The sequence below is a fragment of the Maribellus maritimus genome (genome assembly GCF_022267315.1).
Classification (GTDB): Bacteria; Bacteroidota; Bacteroidia; order Bacteroidales; family Prolixibacteraceae; genus Draconibacterium; species Draconibacterium maritimum.
The window spans coordinates 38,899-59,707 of the sequence record NZ_JAIKLE010000040.1 but is presented as its reverse complement, the minus strand read 5'-3'; the positions used below and the strand labels follow the sequence as shown (position 1 = coordinate 59,707).

Annotated in this window: 14 protein-coding genes; all 14 read right to left on the bottom strand. The window is 39.5% G+C overall.

Annotation, left to right across the window (positions count from 1 at the left end):
• Positions 1–124: 124 nt before the first annotated feature.
• The gene (locus tag K5G00_RS24485; RefSeq protein ID WP_238769144.1) at positions 125–1,057 is read right to left on the bottom strand and encodes an FAD:protein FMN transferase; all 933 of its coding nucleotides are present in this window, start codon (positions 1,055–1,057) and stop codon (positions 125–127) included.
• Positions 1,057–1,290 carry an acetylxylan esterase gene (locus K5G00_RS29860; protein ID WP_317235566.1) on the bottom strand — a complete coding sequence of 78 codons (234 nt, stop codon included), beginning with the start codon at positions 1,288–1,290 and terminating at the stop codon, positions 1,057–1,059. Before K5G00_RS29860 ends, K5G00_RS24485 begins: the two co-directional genes overlap by 1 nt.
• 22 nt (positions 1,291–1,312) lie before the next feature.
• Entirely contained in the window at positions 1,313–2,338 is a 1,026-nt protein-coding gene (locus tag K5G00_RS24480; RefSeq protein WP_262921436.1) for an acetylxylan esterase, read from the bottom strand.
• Between the two features lie 90 nt (positions 2,339–2,428).
• The gene (locus K5G00_RS24475) at positions 2,429–3,874 is read right to left on the bottom strand and encodes a Gfo/Idh/MocA family oxidoreductase (RefSeq protein WP_238769143.1); all 1,446 of its coding nucleotides are present in this window, start codon (positions 3,872–3,874) and stop codon (positions 2,429–2,431) included.
• Positions 3,875–3,973: 99 nt separating this feature from the next.
• The gene (locus K5G00_RS24470; protein WP_238769142.1) at positions 3,974–5,323 is read right to left on the bottom strand and encodes a Gfo/Idh/MocA family protein; all 1,350 of its coding nucleotides are present in this window, start codon (positions 5,321–5,323) and stop codon (positions 3,974–3,976) included.
• Between the two features lie 16 nt (positions 5,324–5,339).
• Entirely contained in the window at positions 5,340–6,179 is an 840-nt protein-coding gene (locus K5G00_RS24465) for a sugar phosphate isomerase/epimerase family protein (protein ID WP_238769141.1), read from the bottom strand.
• Positions 6,176–7,522, bottom strand: a complete 1,347-nt coding sequence (locus K5G00_RS24460; RefSeq protein WP_238769140.1) for a 3-keto-disaccharide hydrolase — start codon at positions 7,520–7,522, stop codon at positions 6,176–6,178. The genes K5G00_RS24465 and K5G00_RS24460 overlap by 4 nt, the downstream gene beginning before the upstream one ends.
• A gap of 563 nt (positions 7,523–8,085) precedes the next feature.
• Positions 8,086–11,007 (bottom strand): glycoside hydrolase family 2 protein, encoded by a 2,922-nt coding sequence (locus tag K5G00_RS24455; protein WP_238769139.1) that lies wholly within the window; start codon positions 11,005–11,007, stop codon positions 8,086–8,088.
• A 58-nt stretch (positions 11,008–11,065) separates the two neighbouring features.
• The gene (locus K5G00_RS24450; RefSeq protein ID WP_238769138.1) at positions 11,066–13,894 is read right to left on the bottom strand and encodes a glycosyl hydrolase; all 2,829 of its coding nucleotides are present in this window, start codon (positions 13,892–13,894) and stop codon (positions 11,066–11,068) included.
• A gap of 25 nt (positions 13,895–13,919) precedes the next feature.
• Positions 13,920–14,936, bottom strand: coding sequence for a family 43 glycosylhydrolase (locus K5G00_RS24445; protein WP_238769137.1), 1,017 nt, complete (start codon positions 14,934–14,936; stop codon positions 13,920–13,922).
• Between the two features lie 128 nt (positions 14,937–15,064).
• Positions 15,065–16,612 (bottom strand): rhamnogalacturonidase, encoded by a 1,548-nt coding sequence (locus tag K5G00_RS24440; RefSeq protein WP_238769136.1) that lies wholly within the window; start codon positions 16,610–16,612, stop codon positions 15,065–15,067.
• 10 nt (positions 16,613–16,622) lie between these two features.
• On the bottom strand, positions 16,623–18,026 hold the full coding sequence (locus K5G00_RS24435; RefSeq protein ID WP_238769135.1) for a glycoside hydrolase family 28 protein: 1,404 nt from the start codon (positions 18,024–18,026) through the stop codon (positions 16,623–16,625).
• A gap of 34 nt (positions 18,027–18,060) precedes the next feature.
• Positions 18,061–19,044: a glycoside hydrolase family 43 protein gene (locus tag K5G00_RS24430; RefSeq protein WP_238769134.1), complete on the bottom strand. Its 984-nt coding sequence runs from the start codon at positions 19,042–19,044 to the stop codon at positions 18,061–18,063.
• Between the two features lie 244 nt (positions 19,045–19,288).
• Positions 19,289–20,806, bottom strand: a complete 1,518-nt coding sequence (locus K5G00_RS24425; RefSeq protein WP_238769133.1) for a RagB/SusD family nutrient uptake outer membrane protein — start codon at positions 20,804–20,806, stop codon at positions 19,289–19,291.
• Between the last annotated feature and the right edge of the window lie 3 nt (positions 20,807–20,809).

Here is a 20,809-nt window from a genome sequence, read left to right as displayed (position 1 = left end):
AATAGAAATGCAACCCGAAACCATAATGTCAATAACCGGAAACAAACACTATCTAAAAATTTTCAATGCGGCATTTTGTATTTAAAATGGTATAATTTTCATTTTAAAGTTTTTGAGTTCATTTCTAAATCACGGTTAGTTTGGTTTTAAATTCTTTTTCTTCTGTGTATTCTGCTTCCAGAATCTCTATATCTTTTAATTGTTCCGCCAAAATATTTTTATCTTCTTCGGGCAAAATCAACCAGGTAGTAGAAATAAATTCACCTAAAGAGGCAGATTGAGACTTTACTGAAACCAATTTATTTTCTTCGACCGGATAGCCGTAAACCGGGCTAATAATGTGATTTCGCCATTTTATCTGGCCATCATCGTTGTTTACGACAATACCCGAAGTTGTAACACATTCATTGTTTGCAGAAAAAACATGGACGTATTCGTTGGGCTGAAAAGAATTTCGGATTCCCAATGGCCAGCTTCCTCCATTTGGATGTTTACCAAGTGCAAGAATAGAACTTTCTCCAAAACTGACAATCCCATTTTTAACGCCACTTCTTTCCAAAAGTGGCTTTATCCTGTCAATTGCAATCCCTTTTCCGATTGCCCCAAAATCGAGCTCCATATTGTCAGCTGTGTAGCGAAGTCTTTTCTTTTCAAAATCCAAATCAACTCTATGGAACCCGCTCTTCTCCAATGCTTTTATAATCTCCTTTTTGGATACTTTAGCTGATTCACCTGACTTCTTTTTCCATAAATTAATTATTGGCCCGGCTGTTATATCAAATGCACCGTTGCTCATCTGATAAAAATCAAAACAGAGCGCTATGGCGTTCCACAAATCTTCGGGAACTGTTAACCATTTATTTTTGTCGGCGTTGTTTATTTCGGCAACAGCAGATGTGGGTATAAAACGGCTTAAAATCTTCTCCAGATAAACGACTTCTTTTTTTACCAGTTGAAACATCTGTTCAGCAAATTCGTTTTCAAGGTCGGTGAAAACGATATCGCACCGTGTTCCCATGGCAAAAAAAGTGTCGTTAAATATCTGATTATCTGTCATTATTTTTTTAGTTGTTTAAACAGCCACTCATTCTTTAACTCCTGCTGCTCGGGAAATGTCCAATGTTGCGTTTCCTGAAAAATGTGTAACTCTTTTGAAGCAGTAATTACATTATAGGCAGCATATGTCGATGTTGGCGGACATACATTATCATTGTAGCCCCAACTGTACCAACCGGGTACTTTTACAAAACGTGCGAAGTTAGCGACATCAAAATATTTTGATGTTTCCACTTTTTCCGGTTTATTGGTAAAATCATTCCTGAACATGTGAGGCCACCCTCCTGCCCGTCCCGTGCAGATAGCCTGTTAAATCGGCCAGTGCAGGATAAAATGCCGCCAGATAATCAATTCTTTCATCGAGCCCGGCAGTTATAATGGAAAGCGCTCCTCCCTGGCTACCACCTGTAACACCGATGGTTTCGCCATCAAAACAATCGAGGCTTTCGATAAAATCAACAGCACGAACACAGCCCAAATACACTCTTTTGTAATAGTAATTGTCTTTGTCATCCATGTTTGTAACCCAATAGTTGTCAAGTGCCCCGTATCGCAAGTCGTTGTATACAACCGGGTCAAGATTCACAGGGATACCGTGAATTCCAATCTGAAGCGTAACAAAGCCATTTTCAGCCCCGTAAATATCTCCGTAATAAGGACGAATTCCTGCACCCGGAACATGCAAAATGGCCGGATACTTTCCTTCGGCTTTAGGTTTACAAAGAATACCGTAAATTTTCCCACTGATATTATTCATGCTCACGTGGTATACATCAACTTTATCAGTGCATCGTTCAGGAATTAAGGTCATTACAGGATTTACAGGAATTTTGGCAAGTTCCTCCTTGCCGCTGTTCCAAAATTTTTCAAAATCATCAGGCAATGTGGTGGTTGGTTGAATTTCTTCAGGTGAAAACCCGGCTGTAGAATAAGAAGAATAAGTTTTTCCGTCGATTTCAACCGAAGCATGGCAACGCAAAAATCCCGGATCTTTAAACTTTTTAGCTTTTAAAGTTGCTTTACCATCTTTCAGTTTAATGGTTCCTTCTTCCCAAACATCCACCTTTTCAGGTTGAATTCTGTATTGTACTTCTACATTATCCAGAGGAACACTGTTTTTCAAAACAGAAATGGTAAATTCGGCACGGTCGCCTGTTTCGTAGGTCCAGTCTGATTTATCGGGTGAAACCAGTACCTGAATCAATTCTTTTCTTGGCTGCGCATTCAGGTTATTTACAAAGGCAACCAGAATAAATAGAACGAGTATTTGTAAACGATTCATAAGTATTATTTTTTGATAGCTTTATATAAAAATAAAGAAACTCTCCGACATTCATATCCAGAGAGTTTCTAAAAAAACAATTGAACACTTTTATAGTTTATAAAATTCTTCCCAGCCTTTACGAGGCCGTGTCCCTTTTAACAGTTCATTTGCAAGCTTATTGTTTGTTATCTGCTTCTCTTTTCTGTCAAACTCAATTTTTGTATTTAAACGTTGTGCGATAGTTCCCAGGCAAAATACCTGACTTAAAGGACCTGAAATTTCAAAAGGTGAATTTGTTTTCTCTGTTCCCTGAATTGCCCGGTGGAAATTTTCAAAATGGTTTGACGGACTTTCCGGAACTTCAGGTAGTTTCGATTCCATATCTTTTGCGGCTTCAGGAGGAATAATGGAAAGCGTACTACCGTGAGAACCTCCTTTAAAAGTTAAGTCTTTCCCATAGATCTCTTTCCCGGCACCTAATTTGGCTGGTTGCATTACTCCGTTGCTGGCGGGTGGAATGTTAGGATCAACTTCTATTTCTCCAAATCCTTTCGGAACCTGGGGAATATTTTCCATACCATCGTACCATGTAATTGTGCAGGCCGGCATATTTTTTCTTTTTGGAAATTTAAATGCCAGCGTTGATTCCATTGGAAAAAACAATTTGTTGTGTCCTTTAATTTTTATCGGATCAACTTCGAAGGGTAATCCTAACTCCAGAAACTGATGTGCAGTGTCAATAATATGAGCTCCCCAATCTCCCAGAGCCCCCATTCCATGTTCGTACCAGCACCGCCATTGCCCGTTCACGAAGTCCTCGTGATACCCATGTTTTTCTGCAGTCATCAGCCAGGTATCCCAGTCTAAGGTGTCGGGAATCACCGGATTAACCGGGTATTTTTTCATATTAACATCCCAGTCGTGCCAACGCCGACGCCCGTTCATGTGGGCTGTAATTCTTGTAACATCTTTTATAATTCCGTTTTCAACCCACGACTTAAACTGGTAATAGTTTCCTTCAGAATGCCCCTGGTTTCCCATTTGGGTCACAACTCCATACTTTTTAGCTGCTTCAATCAGCAACTCCGATTCATAAAAAGTCCGTGTAAGTGGCTTTTCAACATACACATGTTTTCCCTGCGACATGGCCAGAATAGTAATCGGGAAATGAGAAAAATCAGGTGTTCCGACACAAACAGCATCAAATTCCCTGGCCGACTTTTCAAACATCTCTCTGAAATCCTGATATTGTTTTGCTTTGGGATGGTCTCCTATACTCTTTACTGTATGTTTTGCTCCCATATCTACGTCGCACAACACAGTTGTATTTATCATCCCGGTGCTGTTATGTTCCTGAAGAATCTGTCCACCACGGTTTCCAATTCCGCAAAACGCCATATTGATTTTATCGCTTGGAGCAATAACCCGTGGTTTTACCAATTCACCGGCAGCGTTTCGTATTTCAGGTTTGGCAAATAATACATGCCCCGGAACAACAGTAAAAGCGCCTAAAGCTCCTGCTGTTCTTTTAATAAATTTTCTCCTTGAAGTCATAATCTCAAGACTTATTTTTTTTATTGATTGATAGTTAAAAAAATACTATTAAAAGAAAAAAGTTCAGGAAACCTTTTTCCTGAACTTCTTTCGTAAGTTTTATATTTTTGGTTCCCATCCGGGCTCGTACTCACGGCTCCATAGTTTCATGGCATCGCGATCATACATTTTTCCGGAAACTTCGTCAATATCATATCCTCTGCCAATACGATAGGCTACATTGGAATAATGAACCATTGCCTGGCTGATAGTTGCATCGGCGATATCGGCATTTAATTTCTTTTGTTCTCCACGAATAACACCAAACCAGTTTTCGACGTGCCCTGTGGTCATATCACCTCCACCGCCAAGCGCTGTTCCCGCTTCGTTTGAAGTTGATTTGCTGTCTTTAACAACTTTTCCTTTCCTGTCGTAAAGAATGTATTTTCCCCGATCGACAAAAACTGTTCCTTCGCTTCCGTAAATTATAGTTCCACGTCCACCCTGTGCGTAAGTATCAAAACCATTGCGACTTCTTCCATCCCAATTGATAACTTTGTTGTCGGCAAAGCGGAAAGTGGCTTCCATCGTGTCGTACATTTCCCAACCATCGTCAAAAAAGTGCCTTTTTCCAGCTTCAACATCCACACGCATTGGGAAATCTACCTGCAGTGCCCAACGTGCTACATCAAGCTCGTGGGTTGCATTGTTACCGGTTTCGGCAGTACCATAATCCCAACCATACCAGTGCCAGTTATAATTCCATGTTTCTTCCGTATATCCGCGTCTCGGAGCAGGTCCCTGGAATAAATCCCAATCCAAACCTTCAGGAACAGGTGCATTTTTCTGAACCGGAACTTCTCCTCTGCTATTCACATAAAAGGCCACTGCGCGATAAGGCACACCAATTACACCATTATGAATTTCGGAAATGATCTCTTGTGTGTGGTCTGATGAACGTTGTTGATTTCCCATTTGAACAACCTTGTTGTATTTCTTCATGGCTGCAACAATCATTTCATTCTCAAACATATTATGGCTACATGGTTTTTCAACATAAACATGTTTGCCACTTTGCATTGCCATTATTGCCCCTGGTGTATGCCAATGGTCGGGTGTAGCAACAAAAACACCGTCAACATTCCTATCCGCAAACACTTTGCGAACGTCATTTTCCAATTTTGGTTTATAATCGATTCGTTTAGCAAAATTAGCCGCCGCTCTTTCACGCTGGCTTTTCATAACGTCGCACAAATAAACCAATTCAACATTATTTTCCTTTTTGGAAACGGGTTCATAATAAGCTCCCAATCTACGTCCCAGACCAATAATTGCAACATTAATTCTATCATTAGCTCCAATTATTTTACTGTAACTTTTTGCCGACATCCCCATGGCTGTGCCTCCAACAGCAACTCCTGCAGCACCAGCTGTTACTTTTTTCAGAAAATCTCTTCTATCCGAATTCATTTAATATATTTTTTAATTACATCATTCTCATAACACCTTTAATGTACCCAAATGATTCCATCATTCCAGGTAACGGATCATCTCCATCAGCCTCGTATTCAAGAGCTAAAGTTCCTTTATAACCCGACTTATCGACAGCTTTTAAAAAAGAGGAGAAATCAATAACACCGCGTCCGATGATGCATGTTTTCCCATCACTTGCAGCTTTTGTCACATCTTTTATATGAATATCAAAAACGCGATCAAAAAAATCTTTTAAATCCTGCTCCGGGTCTCTGTTTATACGTTTGGTGTGGCCAATATCAATACACAATCCCATCCTTTTATCCCGATCCTTTATCTTATCGTAAGCGCTTTCGGCACTTGGATATAACTTGTCTCCCGGCCCGTGATTGTGGATTGCCAGTTTTATATTATAATCTTTTACTTTTTCCTCTACATAATCAAGCAACTCATGATTTGGAACACCAATTATCATTTCCATCCCGGCAGTTTTCGCATATTCAAATGCCTGATCCACCTCTTTTTTTTCTTTCATGTAAATAACACCGCCGCCATAAAGTGTAACACCCTTCTTCCGGCAAAGCGCAACTGCTTTTTTAATTGTTTCGTTATCAGAATCCAAAGGCAAATGCATACTTTTAAATGTGATCCGGTTGATTCCGCAACGCAAAGTCATATTCAACGCTTCCTCCTGCGAAAAGTTACGAAGTGAATAAGAGGCAACGCCAAGATTGAAATTAAAATCACTTTTGGAAGAAACCGCGCGGGATACCGAGGCTCCTGCCAATTTTGGAACTGAGGCTACAGCCAGCCCGATTCCTGCCGCTTTCAAAAAGTTTCGTCTGTGTGTCATTTTAATTCTCTTATTTTTAGACTTCTGAAATGTACAGTATTTTGGTGGTCCTGAAGTAAAATCGGTCCTTCCGGAGCCATTCCAAAACCTTCGTATTTTGCATATTTACTTCGTGCAACCAGCGCATTGTAGATATTATTTCCACGAGTGTATTCAACTACTTTCCGTCCATTTAACCAATGTTGAACTTTTCCGTCGGGAAACACAACAATACGTCCACGGTTCCATTCTCCCGGTCCGTTAATAAACCTGCCGGTTTTGTCAGCGGGTATTAAATCGTATAACGAAGCCAATGTTCTGTTTCCTACCACTCCATTTTTTGCATCCGGATGTTTCTCATCATCAAGAATTTGGTATTCCAAACCTAATCCCGAACCGTTGTTGCCTATTCCATATTTAATACCACTGTTTGCACCTTCGGTAAAACTAAAATCGAATTTAAACTCAAACGGACCATATTCCTCTCTGGTAATTATGCTTCCTCCTCTTTCGGGCGAAACCGATTTGTCAAGAACTGAAAGTACGCCATCCTTAACTTCCCATCCATGCGCAGGAAAATTATCGCTGTCGGTACTTTTGAAATTTTCGGTTGATTTGCCATCAAATAACAGTTTGAATCCCTGTTCTTTTTCAGAATCACTTAGATTGTTAGCCAGTAAATTAACGACATAAATTCCTTCTGCTGGCGAAGGTTTCAGGTTTTGCGTTTTAATTCTGACATTCTTCCATTTTATTTGGTGACCAACTTTTTCCTCGTTATTTCCAATTCCATGAACCTGAAGTGCAATAAATCCTTTCGGGGTCATATCATCTATTACGTGTGCACAAGCTACTCCGTTCAACCATGTTTTAATAGAATTTCCTATACATTCTATTCTGTAATGGTTCCATTCTCCCATTTTCAAAGCTGGTTTTGCTTCGGGATTTAAATCAAGCGGATAAAGCCAACCTCTTCGTGCTTCGTCATAAATACCTGCGCTCCAAGCTCTATCCGATGGATCTACTTCACATTGATAACCATGCACCCGACCGTTATTATACTCTGGTTTACTTTCACTGCGAAACTGGATGCCAGAGTTCATATTTTCCTCAACCAGCAAATCAACTTCAAAAACAAAATCCGAATAATCTTTCTCCGTACATAAAAAGGAGTTTGGAGTATTCAAAACAGTTGTTCCAACAATAACACCATCAACAACTTCGTACTTTGCCTCCCCGTTTAGCTGTTTCCACCCTGTAAGATCTTTTCCGTTAAACAAATAGGTCCAGTTGTCATTCTGCGCAAAGGTTATAGCTGATGCAAATATCAAGAGAACAGAAAGAAAGAAATTTTTACTTTTCATTTTAATACTTTTTTTTGAATTATGAAGTTGGTTTAAGTTAATTCCGTGTACGAACACGAAAAATACAAATTTAAATATTTTTTTAAGCGGAAACAGATGTTGCATAACACAACTTCACACCTGACATAAAAATACTATCAATAAATACCAACTTTTCCTCTGATTTTAAATTCTTTATAGAAAAAATATTTATAGTAGGATTTTGGTACTAATTTTATGCTTGTGTTATTTTCACCAATTACAAAGGGGATAAAAGAGAAAGACCGCTTCAACAAGCGGCCTTTCAAAACTAACTAACCAACTAAAATAAACCTTGAGAATCAAGATTTGTTTTTGAAAAACAACATTGTGCTTTAATAAGTTTCAAAACTATCTAATTTTGTTCTATTCTGATAATTATATTTGAAAAAGGTTTAAAATTTTAATCAACAAAACATGATTAATCAGCACTATTTTTCTTATTTTCAATATAATAACAAACATTCTTTTTCAGCGTAATTTTGAATAAAAATGAATAACTTTTAATAAACATTTAAATTAAGTATTTACGAGTATTCATTTTTCTAATTCAACAAACCAAAATAAAAAAATAAAGTTCTTTTCACAGGCTTTTCCATATTATTTAATTCACCAGCAGGGCCCAAATTCCAGGTGTCGTTGCTGATTCCCATAGCCAGTTTTGTTCCGATTGGCGGAATTCCATCGAGGAATGATATATCGCCGACAGGTTGTACCGGATAATTTTCCGGTCCTGATATTCCGTAAAAACTGAACAAACGAACAAACAAATCTTCTTCGTTGGCAACAACTGTAAACCTCCCATAATCGGTATTCAACTCTATCCAGGAGATATCAGAGAAATACCCTTTAAACTCAGGATACTGCCACGAGTTATCAGCTGGAAGTTCATTGTTGTAGAACCTTTCAAATACGTCAAGTTTCCCACCTTGTAAACGGTTTTTCCAAACATGTCGAGAGCCATTTCCCAACCATTTTGCACCTATTACATCCGATTCCGGAAAATCAAAACTAATGCCGGTAAAATATTGCTCTCCCTCCACCTGGTATTCGTAATTCATTTCCAACCAGCCACTTTTATACATTGTCCAGGTTACTTTCTTTAAATCGCCGGAATATGTCATTTCTACCACATGAGATTTTGTTGAAGGGAAATGGTTTATTCCGGTCAATTGTGCTTCGCCGCTTACCAGAACCGGTCCGTTGGAAAACGGAATAGGTAATCCCATGTCGTTTCCAATACCCTGAATGGTTCCATCCGTTTTGTTAAAAGCCACTGAAATTCCCGAGGCTTTTAAAACCATCACATCGTCATTTTCATAAAATCCGACCTGAGATGATTCTTCTGAAACATCGCCTTGTTGTTGTTCGATTGGCAAAATATTGTCTTCTTCAATACCGGCAGCTCTCAACTCATCACGGCGTTGTTTTTCTTCTGCCAACAAATCGGTTACGACCAACTGTTCAACCGTTTTTGTATTTCCTTCAATTTTCCAACTCCAGGAAAAAATTTCATTTCCGGAAGGATCAAAAGCAGTTAAATACAATGCACCGTAATTGTGATAATCCACAGGAAGTTGCAATTGCAACTTTCCTTTTTTCACGGGTTCAATATTCGGGCTTTCAATTTCTCCCGATTTCATAACCTGATGTCCGGCTCCCCTGTTATGCGGGGATGTAAAATTCACCAGTTGCCACTCAAAACTACAATTTTCTAAGTTGGTAAAATGAAAACGATTTTCAACTGGAATAACACCATCAAAATCTTTAGGTAGTTTTTCGAGATCGATTTTTACCGGGCTAAAAATTTCACGCATCGCGTAAAAACTGGCTTCTTTTTCACGATGTGGCCCAACTACTCCATCCGGAGCATTTACTCGGTTCACATCCACAAATCCATTTAAATCTGTACGAACCAGACCTTCGTCGGAAAACACCCACAAAAAGCCGCCTGCCGAGAGTTTTGAATTCCAAAACAATTCCCAAAAGTCCCCCAATCCGGCAGCCATTCCACCATCGTCCTGTCCGTGTAAAAATTCGGTGGGCATATAAATCAGTGGCCCTTCCAGGAGTTTTTTTGAACTATAATAGTTTTCATAATGGTTGCAATCAATCCCGTTATAATCGTTACCCGGACGATGATGAGCATGAATTACCGGCCGGTTTGAAGGATCATAAAGGGCATAATCATCGTCCAGTTCTTTGTTGGTTCCTCCTTCATTCCCATTGCTCCAAAAAATAATCGACGGATGATTTACATCGCGTATAACCATTTCGCGAACCAATTTGCTGCCCACTTCAGTATCATACGCATTTTGCCAGCCCGCCAGTTCATCCAAAACATACAAACCAAGCGAATCGCAGTATTCCAAAAATGATTTATTGGGTGGATAATGAGCACAACGCACCGCATTCATATTCATTTCTTTCATAAGCTGAACATCCAGTAAATCAATCGATGGATTCACACAACGGCCAGTCTCGGGCCAAAAAACATGGCGGTTTATTCCTTTAAATTTCACCTTTGTACCATTTACGTAAACGCCATCGTTTTCCCGAATTTCAATGGTGCGAAAACCAAATTTTTCTGTGAGTTCATATTTTTGCTCAGTACCATCAACCAACGAAACTTTTACAGAATATAAATTTGGCGTTTCTGAAGTCCATAAAAGCGGATTATCAACCTTACAACTTATTGTTACAAGCGAATCTTTAGCACTCGCCTGTTCCTGACATGTTTGTACTGTTTTTCCATTAGCATCAAAAATTTCAGCTTTTAATGTTTGTTTCTTTTTCAAATTAACAGGAAACACATCCACTGAAAAGTTCCCGTCGGCATCAGCAGAAACAGCAACACGATCGATAAATTCTTCCGGCACAGCTTCGAGATAAACCGGACGAAAAATGCCACCAAAAATCCAGTAATCGGCGTATCTTTCAGCGTGATTAACAGACGCATTGGCTGAAACTTTATGAACTGTTGCCTCCAGTTCATTTTCCTTCCCAAATTTCACTTTGTTGGAGATATTATATCGGAAACGATAAAAAGACCCCTGATGAATCGGCCAGGCTGACTGACCGTTAATTTTCACTTCTGTGTCAGTCATCGAACCTTCAAAAACGATAAATATTTCTTTATTTTCCCAACTGTTCGGTACAACAAAATTATGTTTGTAAATACCGGTTTCATCTGCATATATATGCTTTTTCCCGTAAGTTCGATAGTCGCGGCCGTAATCATATTCACCAAATCCCTGTTGTTCCCAGTGCGAAGGAACTTCGATAGTTGTCCATTCGCCGCTTTTTCTCCCCGACGTACAAAAGAAATCCCATGTTACGGTATTTTCATTGTCAGTACCAGAGAGAAACAATTTTTCTTTTTGTGTTGTTTGTGCAAGTGACGGATTAAAAAGAGCAAGTAGTAATGTTGCGATTAATCCCTTTATTCTGATTGATTGTATTTTCATTTTGGAATCAAATATTTTTTTTGAACATTCTTATTCTCATTTCATTATTTTCGACAGACTATTCTATCTCCATCATCTTTTTTGTGACAGGAGTTAACGTTACCGGTCCGATAAGTCCTGATTCCAATGGTTCCCAGTTTGCTGCGGTAAACAAACCGTCTTTACCCATGTTTTCACGTTTTCGCGCCGCAAAATTGATGTTATAGAATTTCTTATAATTCACACCCCGTTTGTCCAAATCCATAATGCGATTCGCCATCAGATTGGAAACCTGCACTTCCAACTTGTTTACATTTTTTAATTTTGATGCATCAACCACCAACTGATATTCCGGGCCTACTACTGTTCCCATTTTTTCTCCATTTAATACGATTGTAGCCGATTCACAAACTTTTCCCAAATCGAGCAAAAATGCCGTTGCTGATTCATCGGGTCTTTTAAACGATAACTCGTAAACACCCGTTCCCGAGAATTTTTCATGTTCTTCGGAATGCTCTGTCCACGAATTTAAATCAGTCGTTGTATAGGAATCCGGAAGTGTGGGACCACCCTTTAGAAATGAAACAGTCCATTCGCCTTTCAAAACTGTCTTTTCAACAGGAATATTCCAAAGCGGATAATCTTCAATATCAATTTCATTTGAATACCATTGTAAAACAATTGTCTCGCCGGGTTCAAGCTGAAGATATACGCGAGATTGTTTTTCGTTCATTTTTTGAACTTTCGCTTTTCCAATCTCCTGATTCATCGGATTGAATAATGCTGCTTCATCACCAGCTGACTGGACAGTTATCCACTGGTCAACCTTTTTATCACTCCAGTTACTGATAAAATAACATGTTCCATCGTCTCTTTTTACCCTATTGAACCATAGCCCTGCCTGGGCCATTTCTTCGGGAAAAACACCTGCGTTGGAAAGCAAGGCGTCAATGTTTTCTCCAGTTAAGCACTTTCCGCTACCCATTTCATCCACATTCACACCACCCATAGTTTCAAAATGAATGGATTCTTTTATTTTTTGAAAAACTGTTTGCCGTTCTTCAATACTGTAAAATCCGGGTACATCCTCTGGTAAATTTTCCTGAAAGACAACTGTTGCTCCGGCATTTGCCAAATGAACTAATTTTTGCATGGTGGAAAGCGGAATGTAATTGCTCTTCGGAACGACAATGGTTTTATAACTGGCTCCCGGCGCTTTAATTTCGCCATTTGTTATTTCTAATTCCTGAATTTGTTTATCGGAAATATAATCGAATGTATATCCTTTTTGTAAAAGTTCTTCACTGATATCTTTTGTAAGCGGTTCGAAAGATCCACCAAAATGCGGCAATCTGCTTCTTCCCTGTTCCGACCATGTATCATAAATTGGAAAATACATTAGAATATCGTTGTCAGGAGTTGCGTTTTGTAAAAACGACTGACAACGGGTAACATAATCGTTGATGGCTTTAAAATCGGGCCACCACGAATTTGTTGGAGCAAAATGAACCGCAGCATAAAACATCCATCCCGGCCATTTTTCATCTACCGGAGAATAGGGTGTTCCGTGGTAAAAAATATGGTTGACACCATTGGCAAAATAACGATCGAGATTTTGTTTCACTGTTCCCAGGTTTGCCAGAAAATGTTCATCGAGCCAAGTAGATGCTTCGCAGGAAACCAATGGTTTGCCTGACACATGTGCTGCCGAAGTAGCCATTTTTATACGCATCGGATTGGTTCCTTCTGTTTCGGGAATATCGCTGGCAGCATACAAATCGAGAATATTAGCAGGCGAGCCGTGTGCCTGGTTACGAATACCGGCATCATATTTTTTGGCCCAATCGGCCCACACTTTTGTAAATCTGTCGAGCAATAAATCGGAAATGGTTTCGCGATAGTCACACAATACACGGTCGTTCATCTCTTCTGAATCGTTTCCAAACAATGCAGGCAAATGATTTTTTAAATCATATCCCCGTCTGTTTTTAAACTCTTCAAAAAGCAGTGGTGTCCAATCCGATTCACCACTCGCATCATCTACTTCATACGAGTCGTTAAAAAAAGTTCGTATAGAATTTACGTCAGCATCTTTAGCAGCCTCGTCAAATATTTTAAGAAATTTATCAGTTGCTGCTTCTGAAAAATGGTCAATCACATTTCCTTCGCCGCCGGTACCTGCCCGCTCCACCATTTTTCCGTGCCAACCCTGAAAAACAGCATACAAATTCCAGGTTCCTTCAGGCGCAGTCCAGTTTAATGTCCCGCCGGTTGAAACTTTTTCCGTTAGATCTATAACTTCTCCTGTCTTGTTATAAGCCATTAATGCCTGTAAAGGAAGCGGCTTTTCAAAACGAACCTGCTCTAAAGCCAATTCCTGCAAGTTTGGATTACTACTGATGGGAAACTTTATTTCTGAAATATTAAGCCGATGCCCGATGGCACGCACCATAGGCTCCTGAATAAATTCAACTTTCTCTTTTAGCTGCTCCCCACCATTTAGTGTAAAATGTTTAAAATGCAAATTTTTACAGGCATCTTCAGCGCCAATCCACGAGCCTCCAAAAGGCCAGCCAGAAGCGTTTGCTAAATCGACTCCTAAATTGAGCCGAACGCCCTCTTTTAATGTATATTCCAGCATCTCCATCCACTGGTCCGACAAGAATGAAATGGCTTCATTTTCGTATCCTTTTACATCATAAATCGGAGTGATTTCAACACCACCCAATCCAATTTCCTGCAATTGTTCCATGTTAGCGGTAAGACCACCCGGATTAACCGTACTTCCATGCCACCACCATCGCGTCCAGGGTTGTGTTACGTTTGTAGTTTCCGGCCAATTAGGCTGTTGTGCAAGCAATTGAAAACCACTTGCAAACAAAATGAATAAAAATAATATCTTTCTCATGGATTTTGTTTTAGCCTTTTTAAAATTAATTCGAAGGTTTTAAGTCAATAAAAACCGGTTTGTCGCGATCGCACACCAATTTTCCATTTTTATATTCTAACTCTGCCACCTGAATGGAACTTCTTCGCATTTGGTGAGGAGATTTATCCTTATTTTCTGCACCTCTTCCCGGGTGGGTAAAATAAAAAATATACGCTTTGTTATTGTTTACAACTACATCAGGATGTCTTCCCATGTCTTTATCATCTAATCCTTTTCCTGGTTCTTCAAGAATATTACCGGGTTGGCGTATCCAAGTCTCCAAATCGCTGGAAAAATATACTCCTAAACCGTGCCAGTTATCAACCACCATCCAGTATTTCCCATTCCATTCAAAAACTTTAGGCCCCTCTCCACCTTCATCTCCAACTACTTTTCTGCCACTGTCTTTCCATTGATACAAATCAGGACTGTCGGCATAATACATCGATTTTCCATCACGCTCATTGTTGTAGAATAACCGCCAGTTTCCATTGGGAAGCTGGTAAACACAAGCATCAATACAGCGGTCGGATGCCAATTCCAGTTTGGATTCAAAATCCCAGTCGAGCAGGTTTTTGCTGGTCAGATGAATAATATAACGGTCGTGGTTCCAGTCTTCAAAAATGCCGGGGACATAGGTTAGGTACATGTGATATACTCCATCGTATTCGATTACTTCGGGTGCCCAATGCGAGTATTCGACTGTTGGCCTGTAATTAATATTGCAGGTATCGCGATAAGTCCAGGTTGCGCCGCCGTCATTTGATTCAGCGATTCCGATGCGTGTGCCGTGCACCCATTTCACACCACCGGGAATATCTCCTTTTGCCTGTCGATTGGTATAAAACATCAACCATTTGTTTTCTGCCTTATTGAAAATAACTACAGGATCTGCCGCTCCATCGTATACCGGATCACGGAAAAGTGGTTTATCTGCTTTCGTTTGCCCCAATGCGGCAAACCCTAAAATGAATACTAACAGAAAAACTAAAATTCGTTTATACTTGGTTCGATTTTTCATCAGCTGTTTCTTTGTTAGTTTAGTTTATTGAAGTTGATTTTTCCCAACTAATATTAAATGTCAAATATACGTTTTTTAATTTATCCAACAGAAACGTTTCAATTTCAATAAGAATATAAAACTTTAGTTTACAGTTTTAATTCTTTAATTTCAGGTAATTGCTGATCTTTAAATTGATTCACCCGATGGATAGAAAAATCTGTTACATTTTTTAACCAGAAAACCGGTACTCCCTCAGCAGATTCAGCTTTTACATTTTGAAAATCAGCCCCTTTAACGTCATCCAAAATAAAAACAGGACGCATGTCTGTATTTTCGAATTCAAGCGCAATATTATTCATTTGAATGTTTTGCGCATGACGGATAAAAAAACCATAAGCAGGAATTTCGCCAAAGTTTCTTGGATCAGGATAACCATCTTCCAGTTCGGAAACCTCAATTAATGCCTGACTTTCAGGTGCACCACCATCTATTCGTATCCAGATATTTGAAAATACAACATCTTCAATATTATGTCCTGGTATTCCCATAAGCATTGAACCATATCGTGAACTTGAATTGTGCACGATTACATTATCTACCAGAATTCGTTTAAAGGTACCTACCTCAAGCTCATCCGGGCCTCGCATCCGTCTTCCCAACCTGAAAAAGAAAGGAGCGTTCAGAATGTCCTTCATAACAATATTAGAAACCGTTATGTCCTCCAAAATCGCACCATCAACTGTTTCCAGCGCTAAACCACGGCAATGCTCAAACGTACAGTTTGAAATGGTAATGTTTCTAAAAGCTCCGTTTGATTCCGTTCCAAATTTGATTCTCCCGGTTACAGAACCCCGATCCGGTGCCTGCTTTTGCGTTTGTTGATAGGTTCCATCAAGGAATGTTCCTTCATCGAAACCCAAAACTGCGCAATTGGTTATGGTAATATTTTCAGTAGGTGCCGCATAGCCAAGTGCAAATGAACTTTTTAGCACCAGCGCATCATCGTTTGGTGTATTTAACGAGCAATTTGATATTCGCACATGTCTGCAGCAATCTATATCAATGGCATCGCGGTTTGTATCAATTTTTAAGTTGTCGATGGTAAAATTATCAACTCCGGTAGCCAGAATCCCAAAATGGCCTCCATGTAAAATCGAAAAATCCCTTAGAATAACGTTCTTACAAAGTTTTAAACTAATTGATTTATTTCCAAGTCCAGGTTTTGGGTTACCCCATTTTTGTAATCCTTTCCCCCAAATTAATCCGGGCCCGACAATTGAAATATTTTCAAGATTCTCGCCCCAAATCAGGCTGTTGTGAAAATGACTGTGCCCAAAATCCTGGTATTTTAACGAGTCGCCCCAGATATTTGGTTCGGGTGCGTCATATGCTCCTTCCACCTCATCCATGTTTGCAGCTATAATCGTTGCTCCTTGGTCAATAAATAATGTGATATTGCTTTTTATGCGAATAGAAAAACAAAGGTATTTTCCGGCCGGGAAAAAGACCGTTCCTCCACCGTTTTCAGCCGCATCATTAATTGCTGCATTTATAAACTTAGTGTCAACCTGATTACCGTCGCCTGCTGCACCGTAATTTTTCACATTGTACAAACCACTAAAAGAAGTCTCTTGTGCCTGTATTGAAAAAATGAGAAAAATAAATAAGCCCGTAAATAAATACTTTGTTTGCATTGTCACGTTTTTAATCGGTTGTTTTTTCACCATTAATATATAAGTTGTTCAGATTCAAATTTTTCACGTAGTCTATTTTGTTTCCGCTCTCAACGCCTGAAAACTTGCTATCACTAATCCAAATATTCTCTACACAATTTTCACCTTTTATTCCCATTAAACTCAATCCATATTCTGACTTTTGGGAAGTAACATTGGAAACATATACATTCTTAACCATTGGTGGGAATTCACCTTGTCCTTCACGAGGATCATAGGAACAGTTGATTTTAACTACTGCTTCCCGCACCTGTCCTACCGTAAGATTTCGAATGTAAACTCCGTCGGTAACACCACCGCGATGATTGTTGGTTTTTATTCTGATGGCCCGCTCCAGGTTCGGACTACTCATCTCACAATTTTCAGCAAAAATATTTTTGCAGCCAGCGGAAATCTCGCTCCCCATTACTACTCCGCCATGCCCATCTTTCATTATACAATTCCGAATTAACACGTTTTCAATCGGTACATTTACCCTGCGTCCATCAAAGTTTCGTCCCGATTTAAGTGCGATACAATCGTCGCCGGTATCAAAAACACAGTCTTCAATCAAAACATTTTTACAGGATTCCGGATCGCAGCCATCGGAATTGGGGCCATGACTATTTATGGTAACTCCGCGCACAATAATATTTTCAGATAACAGCGGATGAATAACCCAAAATGGAGAATTCAACAGAGTTACATTTTCAATTTTTACATTTTTGCAAAAAATAAAATTAATTAGCTGTGGTCTTAGATAATGCCCCTCTCCCATTTTTCTCTCGGAAAGCGGGGTTTGTGTGTTGTCCCATTTGGTGAGCAACGGACGACCTTCCGGATCCAGCTGACTTGGTTGAGGAGCGCTTGTGTCACCTCTTCTTCTGAGTCCTTTCCAAGGCCACCAGTGTTCCGCATCGGCCTGCCCGTCGATTGTACCTTCGCCGGTTATCGCGATATTGGTTTGATTATTCGCATAAATCAACGGCGAATAGTTATAACAATCGTTTCCTTCCCATCGTGTTTGCACCATTGGTAAATAGTCTTTGGGATTTGTGGAAAATTTAAGTATCGCACCTTCTTCAACCACTAGGTTTACATTGCTTTTTAAATGAACCGCACCGGTAAGAAAAACACCTCTTGTAACAATCACTTTTCCACCACCCTGTTTATTGCAGGTTTCTATGGCTTTATTTATCGCTTTGGTGCTTAATATTTTACCATCGGCAACTGCGCCAAAATCAGTAATATTGAATTTTTTGTCAGGAAATGACGGCTGTTTAATATTTTCGACAATGGTATAAATTTCATTCCACTTCTCGTTGTTTTTTGTTTGCTGTCCATCAAAAAACAAAACAAACAAAAACAGAACTGCTATAATTTTAAGTGTACTCATTTTCAATTTGTTTTGGTTGATAAATTAGATTAAACTAAAGCTCTCTTTTTATCAAAAGTTTTTCGCCGGTATCTTCCATTTCAAAAATATGTGGCCGCGAATCCCTGTTATTTGGAGAATGAAGCACACACATCAATTTTCCATCGAACGTTTCAAACAGCATTCCATGACCGCCATCTTTGTCGTAAACCGGTTCTTCCTGTTGAATCCAGGGGCCTGCCAGCTTTCCGGACTCGGAAAAAGCAACTCCCATGGTATAACCGCCTTTACCAAAACTGGTCCAAACCATCATTAGTTTTCCGGTATTGTTTATTTTGAAATACGGGCCATCGGTAACAAAACATCCTTCTGTTTCCGAAATTGTTACCCAGGGGCCATCACTTCCGCGAAAAAGCAACTGTGGTTTGCCGACGGTTGCAGAAAGATCGTCTTTGAGCTGCATATATTCAATTGTTCCGTTTGAAATCTGAACCCATTCGTGAGCATACACAATGTAAGGTACGCCATCTTCTTCCCACAAGGTTGCATCAAGAGTCATCATATCAACCGGAAGTGTAGAATGATCCTGAAAGGCTTTAAACGGACCTGTTGGAGAATCGCTAACCAAAACCTGTGAACCCCTTGTTACACGCGGCCGCCAGTTGGGCCACTGTTCGTCAAACATATCGCGGGTATCAATAGTTAGAAACAAATAGTATTTTCCTTTGTAAAAATGCAGTTCAGGTGCCCAAATGCTGTTTATGGGTTTGCCATCCCAAAATCCTTCAGGAATAGTAAATATTTTTGTCGGGTTTTCCCAGTTGATCAAATCTTTACTGCGGTACGACAAAACAGATTTTCCGCCTGGCCCAACCATATAATAATAGCCGGATGCTTTGTCGGCCAAAATACAATTATCCCGCCAATGCATATCATGAAGTTTTACTTTTTCAGGCGGATTTGGACCAAATTGTCCTGTAGCAGGTTGATAAATAAAAAATAGTATTCCAATAACAATTAAGGTAGAATTTTTACTCATTAGTTTTAGGTTTAGTTAAAATAAAATAGGCTGCTGAATAAGAATCTATTTATTCCTTCATATTTAAGGTTCAAAAATGCTGGTCGTAAAAACCTTCATAACAAATGTAATAATTACCCTTTAATATAAGACTAAACTAAAAATAATTATTTGCGTTTTATAACCGGTGTTTCCTTAAACTCTATAAAACAAAAAAACTTCCTAAAAAAATAGGAAGTTTTTATTTATAAAAAATAACAGCAATCTAATATCCAGAATTTTGAGGCAATAAATTGGGATTTCGATCCAGTTCGTCCTGAGGTATTGGAAGTAAGTAGTCTCTGCTGGAGTCAAAATTTGAATGAGGCTCCAGAGAGTTAGTACCGGTAAAAGCCTCTTCTCCCAAATCACGACGTTGAATATCAAACCAGCGTTTGAATTCAAACGACAGCTCCAACCTACGTTCTTCCAGTACCAGGTTTCTAAATTCGTCTTTAGAAATTCCTGTTTGAACATCAGCTGGAAAATCCACTGTAGTTCCGGCCCAATTTCTTGCTCTTTCACGTATCCGGTTTACATAACCAAGAGCTTCGTCGGTTGGACCACTTACTTCATTAAGAGCTTCTGCTGCAGTGAGCAATACTTCGCCATATCGGTATGCCGCATAATTATGATCGGAATAACGCGCTTCTCCATTTGAATTTCCCGGTTTCTCAAAATACTTGGCAATGTGTGGTCTTTTTACCGTTGAATAAACAGTATAAGGCTGAAGCACTTCATCAATTATTGTGGAATCAGCAAAAGCCACTTTTTTTCTGTAATCACGGTCATCCCATGTATTGTATACATCCAATGAAGGAACAGCAACACTCCACCCCTGAACATCTGCCCCGCGAACCCCGGTAAGCGCACCGGTTAAATCGTCGTTTGCAGAACCAGAGCCACTCTGAGACCCCAGAAAGTCAAAAGAAAAGATATGTTCTTTAGTTTGGTCTTGTTTGGTTGCATCAAATAAATCCTGATAGTCGGGTTCCAAGTCATAATCAAGTTCGACTTCATTATCTATCACCCATTTCGCATGATTATAGGCTTCCTGATAGTTCCCCAAGGTTAAGTAGACATCGGCAAGCATTGTGTAAGCAGTCCCTTTTGAAGGACGGGAGCGCGAATTATCAGGAGGTGTCATAGGAAGATTCTCAGTTGCAAATTTCAGGTCGGCAATGATACTTTGATAAACAACATCTTTAGATGTTTTAGAAATATCAGCAACAGAAATCGGATCGTTAATAGGACGATCGATATACGGGACGTCCCCAAACATGCGCACAAGATTGAAATACATAAATGCTCGAACAAGTCGGGCCTCTGCTATAAGCTGTGTTAAACTCAACTGATCGATATTTTCACTTGCTAATGACTCGGCTCCTGCTATAGCATAATTCGCAGCACTTACTATTTCATAAGAACGCGGCCAAATTGCGGTAATCATTCCATTTGTTGCATCCACTCCAAAATCGTTTATCTGTTGGCGACGGGCGGGAGTACCTCTTTCTCCAATATCAGTCATATCAGCCCGTAACATAAGTGTTAGGGTATATTTTCGTCCCCAATATCCTTCCGAGGCAATATATCCGTATGTTCCCAACACAGCTGCTTCAACTGTAGCTACATCTTTAAAATACCCTTCCGGAGAAATATCTGTTACGGGTACTTCGTCAAGCTCGGTACAGCTAAAAATAAATAGAGAAAGTAAAACAATTGTTATATAGTTTATTTTTTTCATCTC

Bases quoted from the DNA above. Each gene is read 5' to 3' on its own strand.
- K5G00_RS24485 (WP_238769144.1), bottom strand. From the start codon at position 1,057: ATGACAGATAATCAGATATTTAACGACACTTTTTTTGCCATGGGAACA.
- K5G00_RS24480 (WP_262921436.1), bottom strand. From the start codon at position 2,338: ATGAATCGTTTACAAATACTCGTTCTATTTATTCTGGTTGCCTTTGTA.
- K5G00_RS24475 (WP_238769143.1), bottom strand. From the start codon at position 3,874: ATGACTTCAAGGAGAAAATTTATTAAAAGAACAGCAGGAGCTTTAGGC.
- K5G00_RS24470 (WP_238769142.1), bottom strand. From the start codon at position 5,323: ATGAATTCGGATAGAAGAGATTTTCTGAAAAAAGTAACAGCTGGTGCT.
- K5G00_RS24465 (WP_238769141.1), bottom strand. From the start codon at position 6,179: ATGACACACAGACGAAACTTTTTGAAAGCGGCAGGAATCGGGCTGGCT.
- K5G00_RS24460 (WP_238769140.1), bottom strand. From the start codon at position 7,522: ATGAAAAGTAAAAATTTCTTTCTTTCTGTTCTCTTGATATTTGCATCA.
- K5G00_RS24455 (WP_238769139.1), bottom strand. From the start codon at position 11,007: ATGAAAATACAATCAATCAGAATAAAGGGATTAATCGCAACATTACTA.
- K5G00_RS24450 (WP_238769138.1), bottom strand. From the start codon at position 13,894: ATGAGAAAGATATTATTTTTATTCATTTTGTTTGCAAGTGGTTTTCAA.
- K5G00_RS24445 (WP_238769137.1), bottom strand. From the start codon at position 14,936: ATGAAAAATCGAACCAAGTATAAACGAATTTTAGTTTTTCTGTTAGTA.
- K5G00_RS24440 (WP_238769136.1), bottom strand. From the start codon at position 16,612: ATGCAAACAAAGTATTTATTTACGGGCTTATTTATTTTTCTCATTTTT.
- K5G00_RS24435 (WP_238769135.1), bottom strand. From the start codon at position 18,026: ATGAGTACACTTAAAATTATAGCAGTTCTGTTTTTGTTTGTTTTGTTT.
- K5G00_RS24430 (WP_238769134.1), bottom strand. From the start codon at position 19,044: ATGAGTAAAAATTCTACCTTAATTGTTATTGGAATACTATTTTTTATT.
- K5G00_RS24425 (WP_238769133.1), bottom strand. From the start codon at position 20,806: ATGAAAAAAATAAACTATATAACAATTGTTTTACTTTCTCTATTTATT.